The 18,812-nt window shown below is 71.1% G+C and carries 15 protein-coding genes; 8 read left to right on the top strand and 7 right to left on the bottom strand.

Annotation, left to right across the window (positions count from 1 at the left end):
• Positions 1-39 precede the first annotated feature (39 nt).
• Positions 40-495, top strand: coding sequence for a MerR family transcriptional regulator (locus ACBJ32_RS42470; RefSeq protein ID WP_375131596.1), 456 nt, complete (start codon positions 40-42; stop codon positions 493-495).
• A 196-nt stretch (positions 496-691) separates the two neighbouring features.
• Here the strand turns inward: ACBJ32_RS42470 and ACBJ32_RS42465 are convergent, their stop codons facing one another.
• Positions 692-1,627 carry a DUF5996 family protein gene (locus tag ACBJ32_RS42465; RefSeq protein ID WP_375131595.1) on the bottom strand — a complete coding sequence of 312 codons (936 nt, stop codon included), beginning with the start codon at positions 1,625-1,627 and terminating at the stop codon, positions 692-694.
• 41 nt (positions 1,628-1,668) lie between these two features.
• Positions 1,669-2,463, bottom strand: a complete 795-nt coding sequence (locus tag ACBJ32_RS42460) for an MBL fold metallo-hydrolase (RefSeq protein WP_375131594.1) — start codon at positions 2,461-2,463, stop codon at positions 1,669-1,671.
• Positions 2,464-2,511: 48 nt separating this feature from the next.
• On the opposite strand from ACBJ32_RS42460, the gene ACBJ32_RS42455 reads away from it, so the two are divergent.
• A complete protein-coding gene (locus tag ACBJ32_RS42455) occupies positions 2,512-2,910 on the top strand; it encodes a MerR family transcriptional regulator (protein ID WP_375131593.1) in 399 nt (132 codons plus the stop codon).
• A gap of 20 nt (positions 2,911-2,930) precedes the next feature.
• On the opposite strand, the gene ACBJ32_RS42450 is transcribed toward ACBJ32_RS42455, so the two are convergent.
• Both ACBJ32_RS42450 and ACBJ32_RS42445 read right to left on the bottom strand, forming a co-directional pair.
• Positions 2,931-4,145, bottom strand: a complete 1,215-nt coding sequence (locus ACBJ32_RS42450; RefSeq protein WP_375131592.1) for a hypothetical protein — start codon at positions 4,143-4,145, stop codon at positions 2,931-2,933.
• A gap of 112 nt (positions 4,146-4,257) precedes the next feature.
• The gene (locus ACBJ32_RS42445; protein WP_375131591.1) at positions 4,258-5,892 is read right to left on the bottom strand and encodes a dolichyl-phosphate-mannose--protein mannosyltransferase; all 1,635 of its coding nucleotides are present in this window, start codon (positions 5,890-5,892) and stop codon (positions 4,258-4,260) included.
• Positions 5,893-5,949: 57 nt separating this feature from the next.
• Between ACBJ32_RS42445 and rsmI the strand changes: the two genes are divergently transcribed.
• Positions 5,950-6,819 carry a 16S rRNA (cytidine(1402)-2'-O)-methyltransferase gene (gene rsmI / locus ACBJ32_RS42440; protein WP_375131590.1) on the top strand — a complete coding sequence of 290 codons (870 nt, stop codon included), beginning with the start codon at positions 5,950-5,952 and terminating at the stop codon, positions 6,817-6,819.
• A 10-nt stretch (positions 6,820-6,829) separates the two neighbouring features.
• Positions 6,830-8,416 (top strand): dolichyl-phosphate-mannose--protein mannosyltransferase, encoded by a 1,587-nt coding sequence (locus ACBJ32_RS42435; protein WP_375131589.1) that lies wholly within the window; start codon positions 6,830-6,832, stop codon positions 8,414-8,416.
• Here the strand turns inward: ACBJ32_RS42435 and ACBJ32_RS42430 are convergent.
• Positions 8,352-9,899 carry a hypothetical protein gene (locus ACBJ32_RS42430; RefSeq protein ID WP_375131588.1) on the bottom strand — a complete coding sequence of 516 codons (1,548 nt, stop codon included), beginning with the start codon at positions 9,897-9,899 and terminating at the stop codon, positions 8,352-8,354. The two genes, ACBJ32_RS42435 and ACBJ32_RS42430, sit on opposite strands and share 65 nt — an antisense overlap.
• Before the next feature lie 99 nt (positions 9,900-9,998).
• Between ACBJ32_RS42430 and ACBJ32_RS42425 the strand changes: the two genes are divergently transcribed.
• The 4 genes from ACBJ32_RS42425 to ACBJ32_RS42410 all read left to right on the top strand — a co-directional run bounded on the left by ACBJ32_RS42425 (position 9,999) and on the right by ACBJ32_RS42410 (position 15,251).
• Positions 9,999-11,240 (top strand): glycosyltransferase family 2 protein, encoded by a 1,242-nt coding sequence (locus ACBJ32_RS42425; protein ID WP_375131587.1) that lies wholly within the window; start codon positions 9,999-10,001, stop codon positions 11,238-11,240.
• Positions 11,241-11,530: 290 nt separating this feature from the next.
• Positions 11,531-13,315, top strand: coding sequence for a methionine--tRNA ligase (gene metG / locus ACBJ32_RS42420; protein WP_375131586.1), 1,785 nt, complete (start codon positions 11,531-11,533; stop codon positions 13,313-13,315).
• Between the two features lie 67 nt (positions 13,316-13,382).
• Positions 13,383-14,237, top strand: coding sequence for a TatD family hydrolase (locus ACBJ32_RS42415; RefSeq protein ID WP_375131585.1), 855 nt, complete (start codon positions 13,383-13,385; stop codon positions 14,235-14,237).
• A 144-nt stretch (positions 14,238-14,381) separates the two neighbouring features.
• A complete protein-coding gene (locus ACBJ32_RS42410; RefSeq protein WP_357876649.1) occupies positions 14,382-15,251 on the top strand; it encodes a ubiquitin-like domain-containing protein in 870 nt (289 codons plus the stop codon).
• 81 nt (positions 15,252-15,332) lie between these two features.
• On the opposite strand, the gene ACBJ32_RS42405 is transcribed toward ACBJ32_RS42410, so the two are convergent.
• Positions 15,333-16,583, bottom strand: a complete 1,251-nt coding sequence (locus ACBJ32_RS42405; protein WP_375131584.1) for an FG-GAP-like repeat-containing protein — start codon at positions 16,581-16,583, stop codon at positions 15,333-15,335.
• A complete protein-coding gene (locus ACBJ32_RS42400; protein WP_375131583.1) occupies positions 16,580-18,766 on the bottom strand; it encodes a protein kinase in 2,187 nt (728 codons plus the stop codon). Before ACBJ32_RS42400 ends, ACBJ32_RS42405 begins: the two co-directional genes overlap by 4 nt.
• Positions 18,767-18,812 lie beyond the last annotated feature (46 nt).

The following is an 18,812-nucleotide window of genomic DNA, read 5'->3' as shown; positions in this document are numbered from 1 at the left end:
CTTCCCCCGTTTCGAGCGGGTTTGGCGTCGAATGGAGCCATGGACGACACGATCCCGATCGGCGAGGCCGCGCGCCTGCTCGGCGTGAACGCCTCCGCCCTGCGGTACTACGAGGAGCGCGCCCTGGTCGCCCCGGCGCGCCGCCGCCAGGGGCGGCGCGTCTACGGCAGGCAGGAGCTGCGGCGGCTGGTCTTCCTGCGGACGATGCAGCGGCTCGGCGTGCCCCTGGACACCGCGGGGGCGATGCTGGACGCGCCCGGCGAGCAGTGGCGGGCGGCGGTGCGGGAGCGGATCGGCGAGCTGGAGGCGATGATCGTCCGGGCCAGGGTGGCGCAGGAGGTGCTCCGCCACGGGCTGCGCTGCCAGGAGGAACATCCGGCCGTGGAGTGCGAGGTCGCCGTCGGGATGCTGGACCGGCTCATCGACGGCTGCACGTTCGAGCAACTGGCGGCGGAGCACGATCCGGGGTGGACCGGGCCTGCGGTCGAAAAATAATCGTCGTGGCGGGGGAATGGATCCCGCCGGGGTGTGGTTACATATCTCGTGGCCGGTGTGCCCAGTGTCCCCGGGCCTCACCTATTGCCTTCACGGAATACCGTTCGGCTGGAGCCGTGTTGTGCCTTTCGCCGAGAGGCGACACGCACACCGGTACGCACTCGTAGAGCGCCCGCCCTCCCCGGAGGGCGGGCGCTCACGTGTGTGCCCGCAGGTACGGGTCCGTGACGCCGCCGGGAGAGGCCAGCGCCTCGGAGTCGAGCCCGGTCAGCCGCGCCCCCGCCTGGTAGGCGCTGTCCAGGAACTCCAGCACGGCTCCCACCGGGTCCTCCATGGTCCGCACGTCGTCGTAGCGCAGCACGGCCAGATGGCTGCCCCTGGCGGGGACCCACTCGGCCTGGGCGGGCCGCAGCGGCTCCCGTTCCAGCCCGTCGGGCTCCGGCGCGGTGTAGGAGTAGAACGCCGGCCACGGCCGCTCCTTGTCCCCGAACCAGAACCCCGAGCTGATCACCTCCCAGCTGTAGGCCTCCCGCGTCACCGGGTCGGCGTCGGGCGAGACCTTCACCACCCGCCCGGTGAACCGGGTGACCGCGATGTCGAAGGTGTGCCAGAAGTGGTGCACCGGGCTCGTCTTGCCGGCGAAGTCGGCGGCGAACCGGTCCAGGAGCTGCACCACCTGCGACAGGATCCGCCAGTAACGGTTGATGAGCACCGGGTCGTAGCGCGCGTGCAGGGTGTCCTCGGCGAACGGCGTGTCGTCGCTCAGGTCGAACGGCACGCCCCAGATCTCGGGCCGGATCCCCAGCCCGGCCAGCGTCTCGAAGAGCCGGTCGTGGAACGAGGCCACCGACCTGCCGATCAGGCTGAACTCCGCGCTGCGCCCGTCGAAGACGTCCACCACCAGCCGGTGGCGTACGAGGTCGAAGTCGACGCAGAACAGCGGCTGCTCGCCCAGCCCGCCCATCGGCCGCGTGGTGAGCCCCCGCCCCGTCGGGTGGAACGGGACCTGCCACCAGTGGTTGCGCCGGTTGCTCGACGCCAGCCGGATCTTCCCCACGATCTGCGCGAACCTGTGAAAGGTCTCCTTGGCCTCCTTCCACTCCGCGAGCGGCATGGCCGGGAACAGCTCCATGACGGCCCCCTCCGACGTAGAGCATTTCCCGACAATCGTAACTACTGGGAGTATTCGGTCAGCTCCCAGGGGTCGTGCGCGGAGAAGACCGCCACGCCGTGCTCGTTCGCGAGCGAGCGCAGGCGCTCCTGGCTCGACAGCCGCCGCCCCTCGTCCACCTGGGCCTGGACCTGCACGAGGTCCATCAGCGGGTGGGGGCGCGGCTCGCGGGCCAGCTCGCCGTGGTAGAAGTACGCGTCCCCGGCGTGCAGCAGCCACCGGTCGCCGTCCCTGACCGCCACCCCGGCGTGCCCGTCCGAGTGCCCGTCGAGCGGCACGTACAGGAAATCGTCCTCCGGCAGGCCGGTCAGTGGCCGCACCCCGTCCACGCCCAGCCACCGGGTGCCCGTGCCCGGGTACGTCACCCAGCGCGGCGTGTGCGCCCAGTGCGAGGGCCGGTAGCGGCGGTTGGGGGCCTGCTCCAGAGCGGCCTTCAGCTCGGCCTCCATGACGTGCACCTCGGCGTGCGGGAAGTCGGGCAGGCCGCCGCTGTGGTCCACGTCCAGGTGGGTCAGGACGATGTGGCGCACGTCGGAGGGGTCGTACCCGAGCGCCGCCACCTGCCGCACGGCCGTCTCGGCGGGGGACAGCACCGGCTCGACCAGCTCCGCCCACTCGCGTTCGAGGTGCAGGGCGGGGTCGGCCACGTCGTCCAGGCCGAGGCCCGACTCCACGAGGACCAGCCCGGAGGCCGGGGTCTCGACGAGCAGCGCGTGGCAGACGACGGGCGCGGGGGACAGGCCGTCGGGGGAGTCGATCTCGCGCATCGAGGCGAGGTTGAGATGGTGAATTCGCATGCGGATAGACTGCGACTTGAAGTGCGGTTCAAGTCAAGGAGCCAGGGTGTGAACGACACGTTGATCGACATCGGTGACGTGGCCAGGCAGAGCGGGCTGGCCGCGTCCGCGTTGCGGTTCTACGAGCGCAAGGGGCTCATCCAGGCCGAGGGGCGCAACGGGCTGCGCCGCGCGTACCGGCCGGAGACCCTGGAGCGGCTGGCGCTGATCTCCTGCGCCCGCGACGCCGGGTTCACGCTCTCCGAGATCGGCGAGTTCCTGCGGGCGGGGCCGTCCGACGAGCGGCTGCGCGCCCGCATGGCCGCCAAGGAGCGGGAGGTGTCGCAGCGGGTCGACCAGCTCACCCGGCTGCGCGACAGCCTGCGCCACGCGGTGGTCTGCACGCACGACCCGCTGGTGGAATGCCCCGAGTTCAAGCAGGCCGTACGGCGGGTGCCCCAGGGCTGAGGGGAACCCGCCGCCAGACATCAGGCCGAGCTGACGTACTTCCTCGGCCGCAGGGCGTGGGCCCGCAGCGCCGCCAGGGCCGCGAGCTGCCCCGGCCGGTCCATCCGCACGGCCAGCTCGTCGCTGAACGCCAGCCCCAGCGCCGTGAGCTGGGCCACCAGATCGGTCACCGGCCCGGTGACGTCCTCCAGGCTCGTCGCCGGATGCCAGCCCTCGCCGCCCACCACCTCGGCCACCCGCTCGCGCAGCTTCGCGGGCGACATGAGCGTGCCGTCGGCCAGCAGCATCAGCGCCGCCTCCCTGGCCGACACCTCGAACTCGTGCTCGCCCCTGGCCAGCAGCAGCCGGGTGACCGCCGACCACATGGCCGACTTCGACTTCAGCAGCCGCAGGCCGTACTCGGTGATGGCCAGCTTGGCGCCGTCGCGGCGGATCGCGCCCAGCTCACGCTCGGCCAGGTCGCGCAGCCGCGCCGCCTCGGGCGAGGGCGCCAGCCGCAGCGGCAGCGTCTCCCCGGAGGCGGCCACGGACAGCAGCCGGTGCAGCGCGGGCAGCGGCTGCGGCGCCACGGGCGCGTGCAGCCGCACCTCGAACGGCTGGGCCAGCTCCCGCCTGGCCGGGCCGCGCCCCAGCACCCAGCGGTTGAGCCGCTCGCCGTGCACGCGGTTGAGCCAGCTGTCGCCGCCCAGGTCGGCGCGCGGCTCGGTGAGCCAGCGCCGGGTCAGGGCGGTACGGTCGACGCTCTCGCCGGCCACGATGGCCAGCTCCAGCGCGGCGGAGCAGGCGATGTGCGCGCCCAGCTCCTCGGGCCCCATGATCATGCTCCACTGCAGCTCGGGCACGTCGGGCGGGAGCACACCCGTGGCCTCCAGCGCCTGCTGGTAGGCGGCGGTGCCGGCGTCGTCGCCCTCGCGGGCGTAGGTGCGCAGGATCTGTACGGTTGTCGAAGACACGCACAGGGCGGCATACCGGTCCATGCCGCCGAGCTGGAGCAACCGCCCCAGGGAACGTGCCAGGCGCTCCATGTCGCCGCTGCCCTTGGCCGCCCCGGCGTTGGGCGGCGCGACCTTGAGCGGCAACGTGTACCAGAGGAACTCGCAGACGTCGAGCTGGGTCACCGTCTCCAGCGGCTCCCCACCCGTCAACCATTCGACGGCGGTCCTGGCCTCCTCGGCCAGATCCGGGTGAGATCGCTCCAACTCGGCGAGAAGGGCGGTGACATCCGGTGCACTCATGCCTCGAAGTTTGCCGTATCGACCCCGGGCCTGACGATGACCGAATCCGGTGCGTATTGGGTCTTGCACAGCGACTACCTAAGAAACCCCTATTGAGCCGACTGTAACGTGATCATATCCACCGTTTCTCGAACAACATGCGGGCCTTCCAGTCCACGTACGGGATCAGCTCGGCGGAGAGAATGGGGTGCAGCCACCAGAAGTTGATGAGCGCGAGCAGGGCGAACGCGCCGACGACGGCGGCGCCGAGGGTGCGCCGCATCGGCGTCGAGCCCTTGACGGCCGGCGTGGACGGCCCGATCAGCAGCCCGGCGCACAACGTGATGGCCAGCACCATGAACGGCACCATCGGGATGGCGTAGAACAGGAACATCGTGCGGTTGTCGGCGATGGCGAAGTAGAACCACGGCAGCCAGCCCATCGCGTACGCCAGCAGCACGGCCCCGGCCCGCCAGTCGCGCGAGGAGAAGTACCACGCCACCAGCGCCACCAGCGCGGCCACCGCGCCGAACCAGATCACCGGCGTGCCCACGCCGAGCACGGCCTGCGAGCAGTCCTTGACGCCGCACGTGTTCTGCTTGCCCTCGTAGAAGAAGGCCACGGGGCGCAGCAGCAGCGGCCAGGACCACGGCTCCGACATGTACGGGTGCGAGGTCTCCAGCCCGCTGTGGAAGGTGAAGACCTGCCACTGGTACTGCACCCACGACCGCATCGAGTCGAAGACGAAGAAGAGCGGGTTGCCCGGCGAGGTGGCCTGGTCCCAGTTGCGCCCGTAGCCGGAGGCGTTGACGAACCAGCCCGTCCAGGTGGCCATGTACGCCACGAACGGCACGACGCCGAACGCCACGACCCCCTGCGGCACGTCCTTGTTGACCGCCCCAAGGTAGGGCCGGCGCAGCCCCACGGCGCGGCGGGCGCCGAAGTCCCACATCAGCGACATGATCGCGAACGCGACCGCGAACGCCAGGCCCGACCACTTGACCGACATCGCGAAGGCCAGGCACACCCCGGCCCCGATCCGCCACCACCTGATGCCCAGCGACGGGCCCTGCGGAGACACAGGCGAGCCCTCGTACCACGTGACCAGCTTCTCGCGCGCGCGGTCACGGTCGACCACCAGGCAGGCGAACGCCGCCAGCACCCAGAACATCAGGAAGATGTCCAGCAGCGCCGTGCGGGAGAGCACGTAGTGCAGGCCGTCGAGCGCCAGCAGCAGGCCGGCGAAGCAGCCGAGCAGCGTCGAGCGGGTCATCCGGCGGGCCACCCTGGCCAGGATGAGGATGGACAGCGTGCCGACCACGGCGGCGGCGAAGCGCCAGCCGAACGGGTTGAGCCCGAACAGCCACTCGCCGATGCCGATCATCCACTTGCCCATGGGCGGGTGCACCACGTAGGAGGCGCACTTGCCGAGGTCGTCCGGCGTGCACGCCTGCCAGATGTCGGTGTTCCCCGCGATGATCGCCTTGTCGGCGTCCTTGATCGTGACCTTCTCGACCCCGTGGGTGATGAGCGAGAAGGCGTCCTTCATGTAGTACGTCTCGTCGAACACCACGGCCTTGGGATGACCGAGCTGAACGAAGCGGAGGATCCCGCCGAACAGGGTGACGAGCAGTGGCCCCACCCATCCCCACAACACGCTGCCGCGCATGGGGGGCACGACCCGATCGCGTACGGACCGCGTCCTGGGATGGCTCTCGCCGACCTCCGAGCTCTCGTAGGCCTGGTACGGGGAATCGGTCACCGCCATTCGGACATCGTACGGGCCCCAGAGCGGTGGTTACCAAGGAAACACGGTCTATTTGGGATGCCCTGCAACAATGGTCGGGTGACTGGGAACGGCAGGTTGGTGCTGGCAGGAGCCCCCATTGGCCAGGTCGGAGACGTCTCGCCGCGGCTGCGTGAGCTGCTGGCGGGCGCCGACGTGGTGGCGGCCGAGGACACCAGGCGGCTGCGCAGGCTCGCGTCCGACCTCGGCGTCGAGCTCACCGGCAGGGTGGTGTCCTACTACGACCAGAACGAGGCGGGCCGGGCCCTGGAGCTCGTCGAGACGCTGAAACAGGGCCGCACGGTCGTGGTGATCACGGACGCGGGCATGCCGGGCGTGTCCGACCCCGGCTACCGGCTGACGCAGCTCGCGGTCGAGGCGGGCATCACGGTCACCGCGCTGCCGGGGCCGAGCGCGGTCACCACCGCGCTGGCCGTGTCGGGGCTGGCCAGCGACCGGTTCTGCTTCGAGGGCTTCCCGCCGCGCAAGACCGGCGAGCGGGCCCGCCGCCTGGGCGCGCTGGCGGCCGAGGAGCGCACGATGGTCTTCTTCGAGTCGCCGCACCGGCTGGAGGAGTCGCTGCGGGCCATGGCCGAGGCGTTCGGGCCCGACCGGCGGGCCGCGGTGTGCAGGGAGCTGACCAAGACCTACGAGGAGGTGCGCAGGGGCGGGCTCGGCGAGCTGGCCGAGTGGGCGGCGCCGGGCGTCAAGGGCGAGATCACGATCGTCGTGGCGGGGTTCGCGCCGGGCGAGGCAGAGCCCGACCTCGACGCCCTGGCCGCGGAGGTGGACCGCAGGGTCGCCGCGGGGGAGCGGCGCAGCCTGGCCGTGGCCGAGGTGGCCAAGGGCGCGGGCGTCCCCAGGCGAGAGCTGTACGACCTGGTTCACAGGAGAACCGCCACGCCATAGGGTGCGCATCGTGAGGAACTGGGGGGTGCCGGCACAGCGACTGATCCCGCCGATGCAGGGCGGCGCCCTCCTGGGCTGGCTGGCGCCGCTCGCGGTGGCGATCTTCGGCGGGATCCTGCGGTTCGTCCGCCTGGGCGAGCCCAGGGCCGTCGTCTTCGACGAGACGTTCTACGTCAAGGACGCCTACTCGCTGATCGTCCACGGCGTCGAGATGGCCACGCTCGGCGACGTCAAGAACCCCATCGCCGACCAGCGCCTCATTGCCGGGAACCTGGACATCTTCAAGCAGTGCGGGCAGCCGTCCGAATGCGCCTCCTTCGTCGCCCACCCGCCGCTGGGCAAGTGGATGATCGGCGCGGGGGAGTGGCTGTTCGGCATGGACCCGTTCGGCTGGCGGTTCGCCGCCGCGCTGGCCGGCACGCTGTCCATCCTCGTCATGGCCAGGGTGGCGCGCAGGATGACCCGCTCGACGCTGCTGGGCTGCCTGGCCGGGCTGCTGCTGGCGCTCGACGGGCTGCACCTGGTGCTGTCGCGGACCGCGCTGCTGGACATCTTCCTGATGTTCTGGGTGCTGTGCGGGTTCGCGTGCCTGGTGGCCGACCGCGACTGGGCGCGGCGCAAGCTGGTCGGCTGGTACGAGAGCGCGCCCGTCACCGAGCTGGGCCCGCGGCTGGGGCCGCGGCCGTGGCGGCTGGCGGCGGGGGCCTGCCTGGGCGCGGCGTGCGCGGTCAAGTGGTCGGGGATCTTCTTCCTCGTCGCCTTCGCCGTGCTGTCGATCATGTGGGACCTGGGAGCCCGGCGGGCGCTGGGGCTGCGCGAGCCGTACCGGGGGGCGCTGTCGTACGACCTGCCGGGCGGGTTCGCGGCCATGACGCTCGTGCCCGCGCTGGTGTTCACGGCGTCGTGGGCCGGCTGGTTCGCCTCCGCCGACGGCTGGGGCCGCAACTGGGACCGGGCCACCTCCTCGGGGCCCGTGTTCTTCGTGCTCGACTCGGCGCGGTCGTGGGTGCAGTACCAGACGCAGGTGCTGGGCTTCCACAGCGGCCTGGAGGACTACCACCCGTACATGTCGGAGCCGTGGACCTGGCCGCTGCTCTTACGGCCGGTCTCCTTCCACTACCCCACCGGCCTGCCGCCGTCGTCCTGCGGCGCCGGCCAGTGCTCCCAGGCCGTGCTCGGGGTCGGCACCCCCGCGCTCTGGTACGCCGCCGCGCTCGCGCTGCTCGGGCTCGTCGCGTGGTACGTCTCCTCCCGCGACTGGCGGGCCGGGGCGACGCTGCTGGCCTTCGCGGCCGGCTGGCTGCCGTGGTTCTACTACGCCATCGCCGACAACCGCACGATGTACCTGTTCTACATGATCCCCGTGGTGCCGTTCATGGTGCTGGCGCTGGTGCTCATGGCGGGGCTCATCCTCGGCAGGCAGGACGCCCCCGCCACCCGGAGGGCGACGGGGGCCGCGGTCGTGGGCGCGGTCGCGCTCGTCGTGCTGGTCAACTTCTGGTGGCTCTACCCGGTGCTGACCGCCGAGACGATCACGCAGTCACAGTGGTGGGCTCGGATGCTGATGAGCTCTTGGGTGACCGCCGCCCCCAAGTGACCCCGCGGCGCAGCGTGATCGCCGCCGCGATGCAGGCCAGAGGGACGGCCGGAAGCACGTACCGGTAGTCGAACTCCGCCGTGGCCGCCGGCGCCAGCAGCAGCCCGACCGCGCCCAGCCACGGCAGCACCACCGGCCCGCCGAACTTCCGCCAGCGCACCGCCACGCCGTACAGGCCGATCAGCAGGATGCCGCCGACCATGATGCCGCGCAGGTAGAAGACCTTCTGGTAGCTGCTCATGATCGTGGCCCACGGCTGCACGATCCGGGTCTCCGGCGGGCCCTGCTCGTAGCTGAAGGCGTCGGTGTCAGTGCGGCCGCCCGCGTACGACGCCCACTTCGGCAGCCGCTTGGGCTGGCCGTTCTCGTCGAGTTGCTCGTAGGGCTTGAACTCGTACATCAGGTAGGTCGGCTCGTCGGGGAACGTCGGGCGCGACCAGTTGAACGAGCGGAAGAAGTCACGCGCGACCACCCGCAAGTAGTCACCCGGCTGCGACAGGATCGCCCGCGTCGCGAACTTGCTCGCGGCGTCGTTGGTGATCTCGCTCCACTTCTTGTTGACGCCCCACCGGTGCAGCACCTCGCCGGTGCCGTTGCCGTTGCCGTTGCCCTGCCCCCACAGGTACCACTGCGCGTGGTCCTTGCGGTCCTCGACGGGGTCGGTGATGCACAGCAGCAGAAGCTGGACCTCTTTGTACTTGTCGATGTCCATCTTGTTGCAGTCGGCGAAGATGGCGGTGCGCATGTAAAGGATGAGGCCGTCGCTGTTGGTCATGGCGAATTTGCCGTACGCGGAGGCGAACCATCCCATGTACGCCATCACGGGGATCGCGCAGGCGGTGATCACGGCCGTGATCGGCCGCCAGCCGGTGCGCTTGACCAGCAGGTAGAGCACGACCAGCGCCAGGATCGGCAGCCCGATCGAGCGGGTCAGCCAGGTCAGCGCCAGCAGCAGCCCGACGACCGCGCCCGCCTTCCACGTCAGCCGCCGCTTCCACAGCACCATCGTGATCACGCCCACCACGAGCAGCATGAACAGGGTGTCGGACATCACCATCTGTTCGAGCTGGATCTGGTAGGCGTCGAACAGGACCGGCGCCGCGGCCAGCGTGGCCCCCCACTTCGGCAGCCTGAACTTGATCCGTAGCAACGCGTAGATCAGGCAGGCCGTGGCCAGGCCCATGAGGTGCTGCGTGAACGTCACCAGGCTGAAGCTGTGGAACGGCTGGAGCAGCATCAGCCAGAAGCTGTAGCCGTCGGGCCTGATCGGGTGCGGCCGCGGGTGCAGCGCCACCGAGACGTACTCGTAGGAGTCGTTGAACCACATGGCCGGGCCGTAGCCGAGCATGGTGATGAGCCGCAGCACGGCGCCGACGCCGATAGCCGCGGCGAACACCCGATGCCTGCGCACCATGGCCAGCAAACGGGCCATCCTGCCTGGGGCGGAGGGGTCCACAGGGGTAATCTCCGCGACGCTCACCATGCTGTAAAGAATGCCAGTCGTTTCCGGGTCTGTGCCCGAGCACGGGCCCGTTCAGGGCATGATGGTTCACTGGAAGAGCCTTAACTGAAGGGTAGACACGTGGAACTGACGGTGGTCATGCCCTGCCTCAACGAGGCGGAGACCGTGGAAGTCTGTGTACGCAAGGCACTGGCGTGCATGGAGGAGCACGGCATCGAGGGCGAAGTGCTGATCGCCGACAACGGCAGCACGGACGGCTCGCAACAGCTGGCCCGAGACGCCGGGGCCCGCGTGGTCCATGTGGACGAGAAGGGATACGGAAACGCCCTCATGGGCGGCATCAGGGCGGCGCGCGGCAAGTACGTCATCATGGGCGACGCCGACGACTCCTACGACTTCACCGCGCTGCTGCCGTTCGTCGAGCAGCTTCGCGACGGCGCCGACCTGGTCATGGGCAACCGTTTCAGGGGCGGCATCTCCCCGGGCGCCATGCCGCCGCTCCACCGCTACCTGGGCAACCCGGTGCTGTCGTTCATCGGGCGGCTGTTCTTCCCCTCGGCGATCAAGGACTTCCACTGCGGGCTGCGCGGCTTCCGCCGTGACTCGATCCTGCGCCTGCAGCTCCAGACGGGCGGCATGGAGTTCGCCTCCGAGATGGTGGTCCGCTCCACCCTGGCCGGCCTCGACGTGCGCGAGGTCCCGACCACGCTCTCGCCCGACGGCCGCTCCCGCCCGCCGCACCTGCGCTCCTGGCGCGACGGCTGGCGTCACCTGCGCTTCCTGCTCCTCTACAGCCCGAAGTGGCTGTTCTTCTACCCCGGCGTGCTGATGATGATCGTCGGGCTCGTCGCGGGCACGGCGCTGGTGTTCGGGCCCGTGGAGATCGGCGAGCTGGCCTTCGACGTCGACACCCTGGTCGGATCGGCCGCCCTGGTGGTGATCGGCTTCCAGGCGGCACTGTTCGCGGTGTTCACGAAGGTGTACGCGGCGGAGGAGGGCTTCCTGCCGGAGTCGCCGCGGATCAGGCGGCTGATCGACATCGTGAGCCTGGAGAAGGGGCTCGTCGTCGGCGGGCTGCTGGCGCTGGCCGGCCTCGTCGGCCTGGTGATGTCGCTGGTGCACTGGCAGGTGCGCGACTTCGGCGAGCTGGACCCGCGCGAGTCGCTGCGCATCGTGGTGCCCGCGGCCACGGCGCTCATCATGAGCTTCCAGACGATCTTCGCGGCGCTGTTCATCAGCATCCTCGGCATCCGCCGCACCCGCGAGACCCCCATCGACAACGCCGCCGCCGCGGCCGAGGAGGCCGCCGCCGCGATCTCCCTCGAAGACTCCGCGACCCCTCTCGGGAACGCCAAGAGTTAGGGATAGTTTTACGCGCCGCCGTGGACGGACACCCGCCGTCGCCGGCGGGCGTCCGTCCAGGGAAACGGCTTCTGACCGGTCAGTGGCGCGCCGCCGTTACGGGGCGCGCCGCCGGCCGTTGCCGTGGCCGGGCGCGACCACGTCACCGGGCAACCCGGGCTCGCGTGACGGCGGGCGCGCGGTGAAGGGTCACAGGCCGTTTCCTGGAGGGCCGCCAGCCGGAGTGCGGCGGGTGGTGAGCCACGGCACCGCGTAACAAATGAATCTCGCAGACCCGTAGGCTGAGCATCATGACCCAGCACATTCTTACCGCCGTGGCGTGGCCGTATGCGAACGGGCCCCGCCATATCGGGCACGTATCGGGGTTCGGCGTGCCGTCCGACGTCTTCAGCCGTTACCAGCGGATGGCGGGCAACAACGTGCTGATGGTCTCCGGCACGGATGAGCACGGCACCCCCATCCAGGTCCAGGCCGACAAGGAAGGCGTGAGCGCCAAGGAGCTGGCCGACCGCTACAACCGCGTCATCGCCGAAGACCTGACCGGCCTCGGCCTGTCGTACGACCTGTTCACCAGGACGACGACGAAGAACCACTACGCCGTCACGCAGCAGATCTTCAAGGGTCTCTACGACAACGGCTACATCTTCCCCAAGACCACGATGGGCGCCATCTCGCCCTCCACCGGCCGCACCCTCCCCGACCGCTACATCGAGGGCACCTGCCCCATCTGCGGCTACGACGGCGCGCGCGGCGACCAGTGCGACAACTGCGGCAACCAGCTCGACCCGATCCAGCTCGTCAACCCCAAGAGCCGCATCAACGGCGAGACGCCGGTGTTCGTCGAGACCGAGCACTTCATGCTCGACCTGCCCGCCTTCGCCGAGGTGCTCGGCTCCTACCTGCAGTCCAAGCAGGGCGAGTGGCGCCCGAACGTGCTGAAGTTCGCCCTCAACCTGCTCGGCGACCTCCAGCCCCGGGCGATCAGCCGCGACCTCGACTGGGGCGTGCCGATCCCGCTCGACGGCTGGCGCGACCAGCCCAACAAGCGGCTGTACGTGTGGTTCGACGCGGTCATCGGCTACCTGTCCGCCTCCATCGAGTGGGCCAGGCGCTCGGGCGACCCCGACGCGTGGCGCCAGTGGTGGCAGAACCCCGACGCCCGCGGCTACTACTTCATGGGCAAGGACAACATCGTCTTCCACGCCGAGATCTGGCCGGCGATGCTGTTCGGCTACAGCGGCATCGGCGCGCGCGACGGCTCGCCCGGCTCGCTGGGCGCGCTCGACGTGCCGTCCGAGGTGGTCTCCAGCGAGTTCCTGACGATGGAGGGCAGGAAGTTCTCCTCCTCCCGGCAGGTCGTCATCTACGTGCGCGACTTCCTGGCCCGCTACGACGCCGACGCGCTGCGCTACTACATCGCCGTGGCCGGCCCCGAGAACCAGGACACCGACTTCACCTGGCAGGAGTTCGTCAACCGCAACAACGGCGAGCTGGTCGCGGCCTGGGGCAACCTGGTCAACCGGTCCATCTCGATGGCGGCGAAGAACTTCGGGGCGGTGCCGGAGCCGGGCGACCTCACCGACGCCGACAGGGCGCTGCTGGAGCGCTCGCGCAACGCGTTCGGGCCCGTGGGGGCGGAGCTGGGCCGTTCGCGCTTCAAGAACGCCATCACTGAGGCGTTCGACGTGGTGCGCGAGGCCAACAAGTACCTCGCCGACCAGGAGCCGTGGAAGCTCAAGGACGACCCGGAGCGGCAGAAGTCCATCCTGCACGTCGCGCTGCAGGTCGTGGACGACGCCAAGACGATGCTCACGCCGTTCCTGCCCAGCTCGTCCAACAAGGTCTTCGCCATGCTGGGCGGCGAGGGCGTCTGGTCGGGCATGCCGGAGATCCGCGAGGTCGACGAGGACGGCGGCACCCCGTACCCGGTGATCACGGGCGACTACGCCGACGGCGCCGCCCGCTGGGAGCACCGGCCGATCAGGCCCGGCACCCCGCTGGCGCCGCCCGTGCCGCTGTTCAAGAAGCTCGACCCGAAGGTCATCGACGAGGAGCTGGCCCGGCTGGGTGAGTGACGGCGGTCTCGGTGCGCCGGCCGGGTGAGTGACGGCGGCTTCGGCGCGGCGGCTAGGCTTTGATGGCGTGACCAAGCTTCCCGCCGTGCCAGAGCCGCTCTCCTCACCCGTGTTCGACAGCCACTGCCACCTCGACATCATGGTCGGCAACAGGCAGGCGTCGTCGGGCGACCCGGTGGCGCAGGCCGCGCAGGCCGCCTCGGCGAGCGTGCGGAGCATCCTCGACGACGCGCGGGCCGTGGGCGTGACGAGGCTGGTCACGATCGGCTACGACCTGGCCTCCTCCCGCTGGAACGCCGAGGTGGCCGCCGGGCAGGAAGGCGTGTACGCCGGGGTGGCCATCCACCCGAACGAGGCGCACGAGGCCACCGCGGAGGTGCTGGCCGAGATCGAGGCGCTGGCCGGGCGGCCCGAGGTGCGCGCGGTGGGGGAGACGGGGCTCGACTACTACCGCGACTGGGCGAGCAAGGACGACCAGCACGCCAGCTTCCGCGCGCACATCGAGATCGCCAAGCGCACCGGCAAGGCGCTGGTCATCCACGACCGCGAGGCGCACGACGACGTGCTCAAGGTGCTGGCCGCCGAGGGTGCGCCGGACAAGGTGGTCTTCCACAGCTTCTCCGGTGACGCCGAAATGGCGAAGAAGTGCGTCGAAGCCGGATATTTCATGTCGTTCTCCGGGCCTGTGACGTACAAGAACGCCGGCTACCTCCGCGAGGCGGCCGAGCTCGCGCCCGCCGAGCTCATGCTGGTCGAGACCGACGCCCCCTACCTCCCCCCGGTCCCGCACCGCGGCAAGCCCAACGCGCCCTACCTCATCCCCCTCACCCTGCGTTGCCTGGCCGAGGTCAAGAACGTCCACCCGGACGAGTTGTGCGAGGCGATCAGCGTCAACGGAGTCACAGTTTTCGGCGAGTGGTGACCAACTTTTCGCGAACTCCGGGATACAAGCACCGGACAAGCGTAAAGTTCGGGCCGTCCGGCACCACATCGGAGGTGGCTCGTGCGAGGAAAGAGGCGTGCGCCCCGACCGCCCGTTCCATGGCGTTCCCCGTGGACGCCGGTCGTGTGCGTGGCGGGGGTGGTGGCCGTCGGAGCGCTCGTCGTGGTGTCGTTCCTGGTCAAAGAGGTCATCGTGGTGGTCGACGGCGAGCGCAGGCATGTCCGGGCGTTCGGTGGAACGGTCCAGGAAGTGCTCGCCGACGCCGAGGTGTCCGTGGGGTACGGCGACGTCGTCCGGCCGTCCATCCAGGCGGCGGTCGACGACGGCGCCACGATCGAGGTGCGCCGCGCCCGTCCCCTCACCCTGACCCTCGACGGCCGCACCAGCACGCATCTGGTCACCGCCACGAACGTGGGCGACGCCCTGGCGGAGCTGGACATCGCCCCCGCCGCCGGCAAGCTCTCGGCCCCGCCCGGCGATAAGGTGCCGCTGGAGGGCATGGAGCTGACCGTGTACACGCGGCGGAAGGTGTACGTGGTGGCCGGCACCACGCGGGTGACCTCGCGTACGACGGCCAGGACGGTGCGCGAGGTGCTCAAGCAGAAGCGCATCGCGCTGCGCCGCGGCTACCTGGTGAACCCGCCGCTGAGCAGCTTCCCCAAGGACGGCACGGTCATCACGGTCACCCCGCCGAGGACCGTGCAGATCCAGCCCGAGGTCGCCGAGCTCGACTGGGAGGCGCTGGCCGAGTGCGAGTCGCACGGCGACCTGGAGGCGTACAACCCGGACGGGCCCTACTACGGCCTGTACCAGTTCAGCCTGCCCATGTGGCAGGCGGTGGGCGGCATGGACACGCCGAGTACCTGGCCGGAGGAGGAGCAGACGTACCGGGCGCAGGTTCTCTACCAGCAGGTCGGCGGCAGGTGGCAGGGCCAGTGGCCGCACTGCGGCGACCGCCTGTTCACCATGAACGCCCGCCGCCCCGCCTCCTGACCGCCCTGCCCGGTCGCCCCCGCCGGCACCGCTGAGCGCTCGCCAACCGGTGTCGCCACCGGCGGCACCGCTCAGCGCTCGCTAACCGGCGAGCGAGACGCCGAAGTCGGCTCCCTTCGGTGGCTGGATCGGTTGCGGTGCCGCCTCGTCGTTGCGGGCCGCCACCGCGACCTTCCCGTACGGCGCGGCGTCCGGCTGCCCCACGTACAGCTTGTTGCCGCTGAAGGCCACCGACCAGCCGAACAGCCCGTCGGCGGTCGCCAGCTCCCGGACCTCGGCGGCGTCCTTCCAGGAGACGACCCGGACACCACCGCCGTACGGGGCGCCGATCGCCAGCCGACCGTCCGCCGAGACGGCCATCGAGAACCCGAACGCCTGCTTGCCCCCCTGCGTCACCCTCCTCGTGGGCTTGCGCGCGGGATCGAGGAGCTGGACGTACCCGGGCCCGGGCGAGCCGACGGCGTAGCCGGAGCCCTCGGCGTACGCGACCGCGTACCCGAACCGGTCGCCGGAGGCGTTCGTCGGCGAGTCCAGCTTGAACGAGGTGATCCGCGGCGCCAGCACGTCGTCGATGAACACCACCGAGCCCGAGTCGATCTTCCCGGCCTCGATCTGGCGGCCCGCACCGTCGTCGTTCTCGTACGGCACGCCGACGACCAGCCCGTTCTCCGGCCCGAACGCCATCGACCAGCCGAACTGGTCGCCCACCTCGCTGTTGCCCCGCACGTCCACGGTCTCCTGGCTGACCCTGCGCAGCTCGCCCGCGCCCTTGCGCACGTAGACGGCGCCCACGTCGAGGAGCCGGGCCTCGTCCTCGTACGGCGCGCCGATCGCCACCAGGTCGCCGCGCGCGGCCATCGACCAGCCGAAGTGCGCGAACCGCTGGGGCTGCGGCGCCGTCAGGCGCTCGGGGGCCGCCGCGCCGCCACCGTAGACCACGTACGCGGCGCCGGCGTCCTCGGTGCCGTCCACGTCCGCGTACGGGGCGCCGATCACCAGGTCGGCGCAGGTGTCGCCGTTGACCTGCGCCAGCCGTACGGACCAGCCGAAGCCGTCGCCCCTGGCCAGCCCGGGAACGCCGACCGGCACCACCTTGCCGCCGGACAGCACGTGCACCGCGCCCTTCTGGTCGTCCGCGAACGGATCGCCCACCGCCACGTCGTCCACGCCGTCACCGTCGAAGTCGGCGGCTCCGGAGCAGGCCGCCGCCGTGGCGGGGGTCACGGCGGACGCAGGGGGGACCGCGGCCGCGGCGGGGGTCACGCTCGCCGTGGCCGTTCCAGCCATGACGGCGAGCGCGGCGAGCGCGGTGAGGGCCGCTCTGAGCGTCACAGCGCCACCTCGATCAGCTTGCCGTTCTCCAGCAGGGTCGCCGTCAGCTTCATCGGCTTGCGGTACATGGCCAGGTCGAACACGAAGGCGCTGTCCACCCGGGCACCGGGCAGGATGGCCGGCGGCAACGTGACGGGGGCCGGGTCGTGCTCGCCGCCCCGGTCGTCGACCATGGTCACCACGGGCTGGACCAGCACCCTGCGCTCGCCGCCCGGGTTGAGCATCGTCCAGCGGATCACGCAGAGCTGGCCCTTGGCGGACGTGATGCCCTCGAACTCCTTCGCCCCGCACTCCGGCGCCCCGGTCACGATCGCGACGGGGTCGTCGAAGCTCGCGCCCAGCGCGAACCTGCGGCCCACGTCGTTCGGGCTGGGGCTGCCCGCGGCCTGGGTCGGGGTGCCGGGGGTCACGGTGGTGGTCGTGTCACGGGCCGAGGTGACGATCAGTACGGCCACGGTCACCACGATGGCCAGCACGGCGGCCGCGGCGGCGATGAGCCACCGGGTGCCGGGCGTGCGCGTGCCGCCGATGGTGTCGTCCTCGTCGGCTCGCTCGGCTCTCTCGGCCGGGGAGCCCAGCGTGCCTGGGTGCGTGTCCGGCCCTAAGCCGGCCGCCTGCGGCAGGCGCCCCACGGCTGCGTCCTGCCGCGCGGGCTCCGGCGCGGTACGCCGGCGCGCCGGCTCCAAACCGGCATCCTGACGTGGCGCCTCTGCCCCCTGGCCGTGCGCGGGCCGCCAGGCGGTGCCCTGCTGTGCGGACCCCGGCCCGGCGCTCTGCTGTGCGGACCCCGGCCCGGCGCTCTGCTGTGCGGGCCCTGGCCTGGTGCCCTGCAGCTCGGGGCCTGATCGGGAGTCCTGCCGGGACTGCGCGGGCTCGTCTCGCGACTGCCCGGGCTCCTGCTCCTGCCGGGAGGCCTTGCCCGAGCGGAACAGCCCGAGCCGCCGCCGAGGAGCCTCCGCCTGCCCGGGCACCTGCCAGCGTGCCAGCTCCTCCCTGGCCGCCTCCTCCTCCCGCCGGGCCCGCTCTTCCAGGGACGACGGCGGCGCGCTCCCCGCTTCACCGGACCCGCGCGCGCTCGCGGGATCCGGCACGCCGGCGGAGCCGGGCACGCTCGCGGAGGCCGGCGCGGTGGACGGACCGCCAGGACCGGTCGCCGGGCCGGCGGCTCCGGGGGCCGCGGGGCTTCTCCCTCTCCGTCCGGTCGCGTCACTGGGCGGGGGCGTCGTGAAGGTGGCCGTGATGTCCGGCTCGTCCACCACGTTCGGCGGCGGCTGCCACTCGCTGAGCATCTCGTTCGCCACCAGCGTCGGCGGATCGGCCGCCGCCCGCATCGGCGCACTCCCTCCCACCAGCGCGATCAGCAGATCCTGCGCGGTGGGCCGCAGGGCCGGGTCCATGGAGGTGGCCCGCCGTACGAGCTCGTTCAGCGGCGCGGGCAACGCCCCGAGGTCGGGCGGGGTGTTGAGCACCCGGGAGGCCATGGTGATGGGGTCGCCGCGCCCGAACGGATGCCGCCCGTTGCCCGCGTAGGCCACCAGGCAGCCCCAGGCGAAGATGTCGACCGCCGGGCTGACCGGCTCGCCGCGCACCTGCTCGGGCGCCCACCATCCCGGGCTGCCCAGCAGCTCGCCGGAGAGCGTGAACCCCGTCTCCCGGTCGAGCGCCCTGGCGATCCCGAAGTCGATCACCCGGGGCCCGGACAGGGAGAGGATCACGTTCGCCGGCTTGAGGTCCCGGTGCACCAGCTCCGCCACGTGGATGGCAGCCAGCGCGGCCGCGACGCCGAGCGCGACGCCGTGCAGCGGCCCCGGCTCCAGGGCGCCGTACGTCGTTATCTGGTCCGACAGCGGAGTGCCCGCGATGTACTCGGTCACCATGTACGGCCGGCCGTCCCCGGTGTTGCCGTTGTCCAGCACCTGGGCCGTACAGAACGACGCCACCCGGCGAGCGTTCTCGACCTCCCCATGAAACCGCGCCGCGAACCCCTCCTGGTTGGCGAACTCGGCCTTGACCACCTTGAGCGCGACGAACCGCCCCGTCGGCGCCCGCGCGAGGAACACGGTCCCCATGCCGCCCTCGCCCAACCGGCCCAGCAGCCGGTACGGCCCGATCGCGCGCAAGTCGGTCGGCCGGAGCGGCGCGGCGCCCGTTGGTTCCATGAGCGACGTCCCTTCCTGTTCCACGCCATCCTCTCCTTTGGTCTCCCCATCCGCCATCGCACGTTCTTCG

This window comes from Nonomuraea sp. GTA35 (assembly GCF_041950525.1).
Classification (GTDB): Bacteria; Actinomycetota; Actinomycetes; order Streptosporangiales; family Streptosporangiaceae; genus Nonomuraea.
This window is presented reverse-complemented; position numbering and strand designations above follow the sequence as displayed.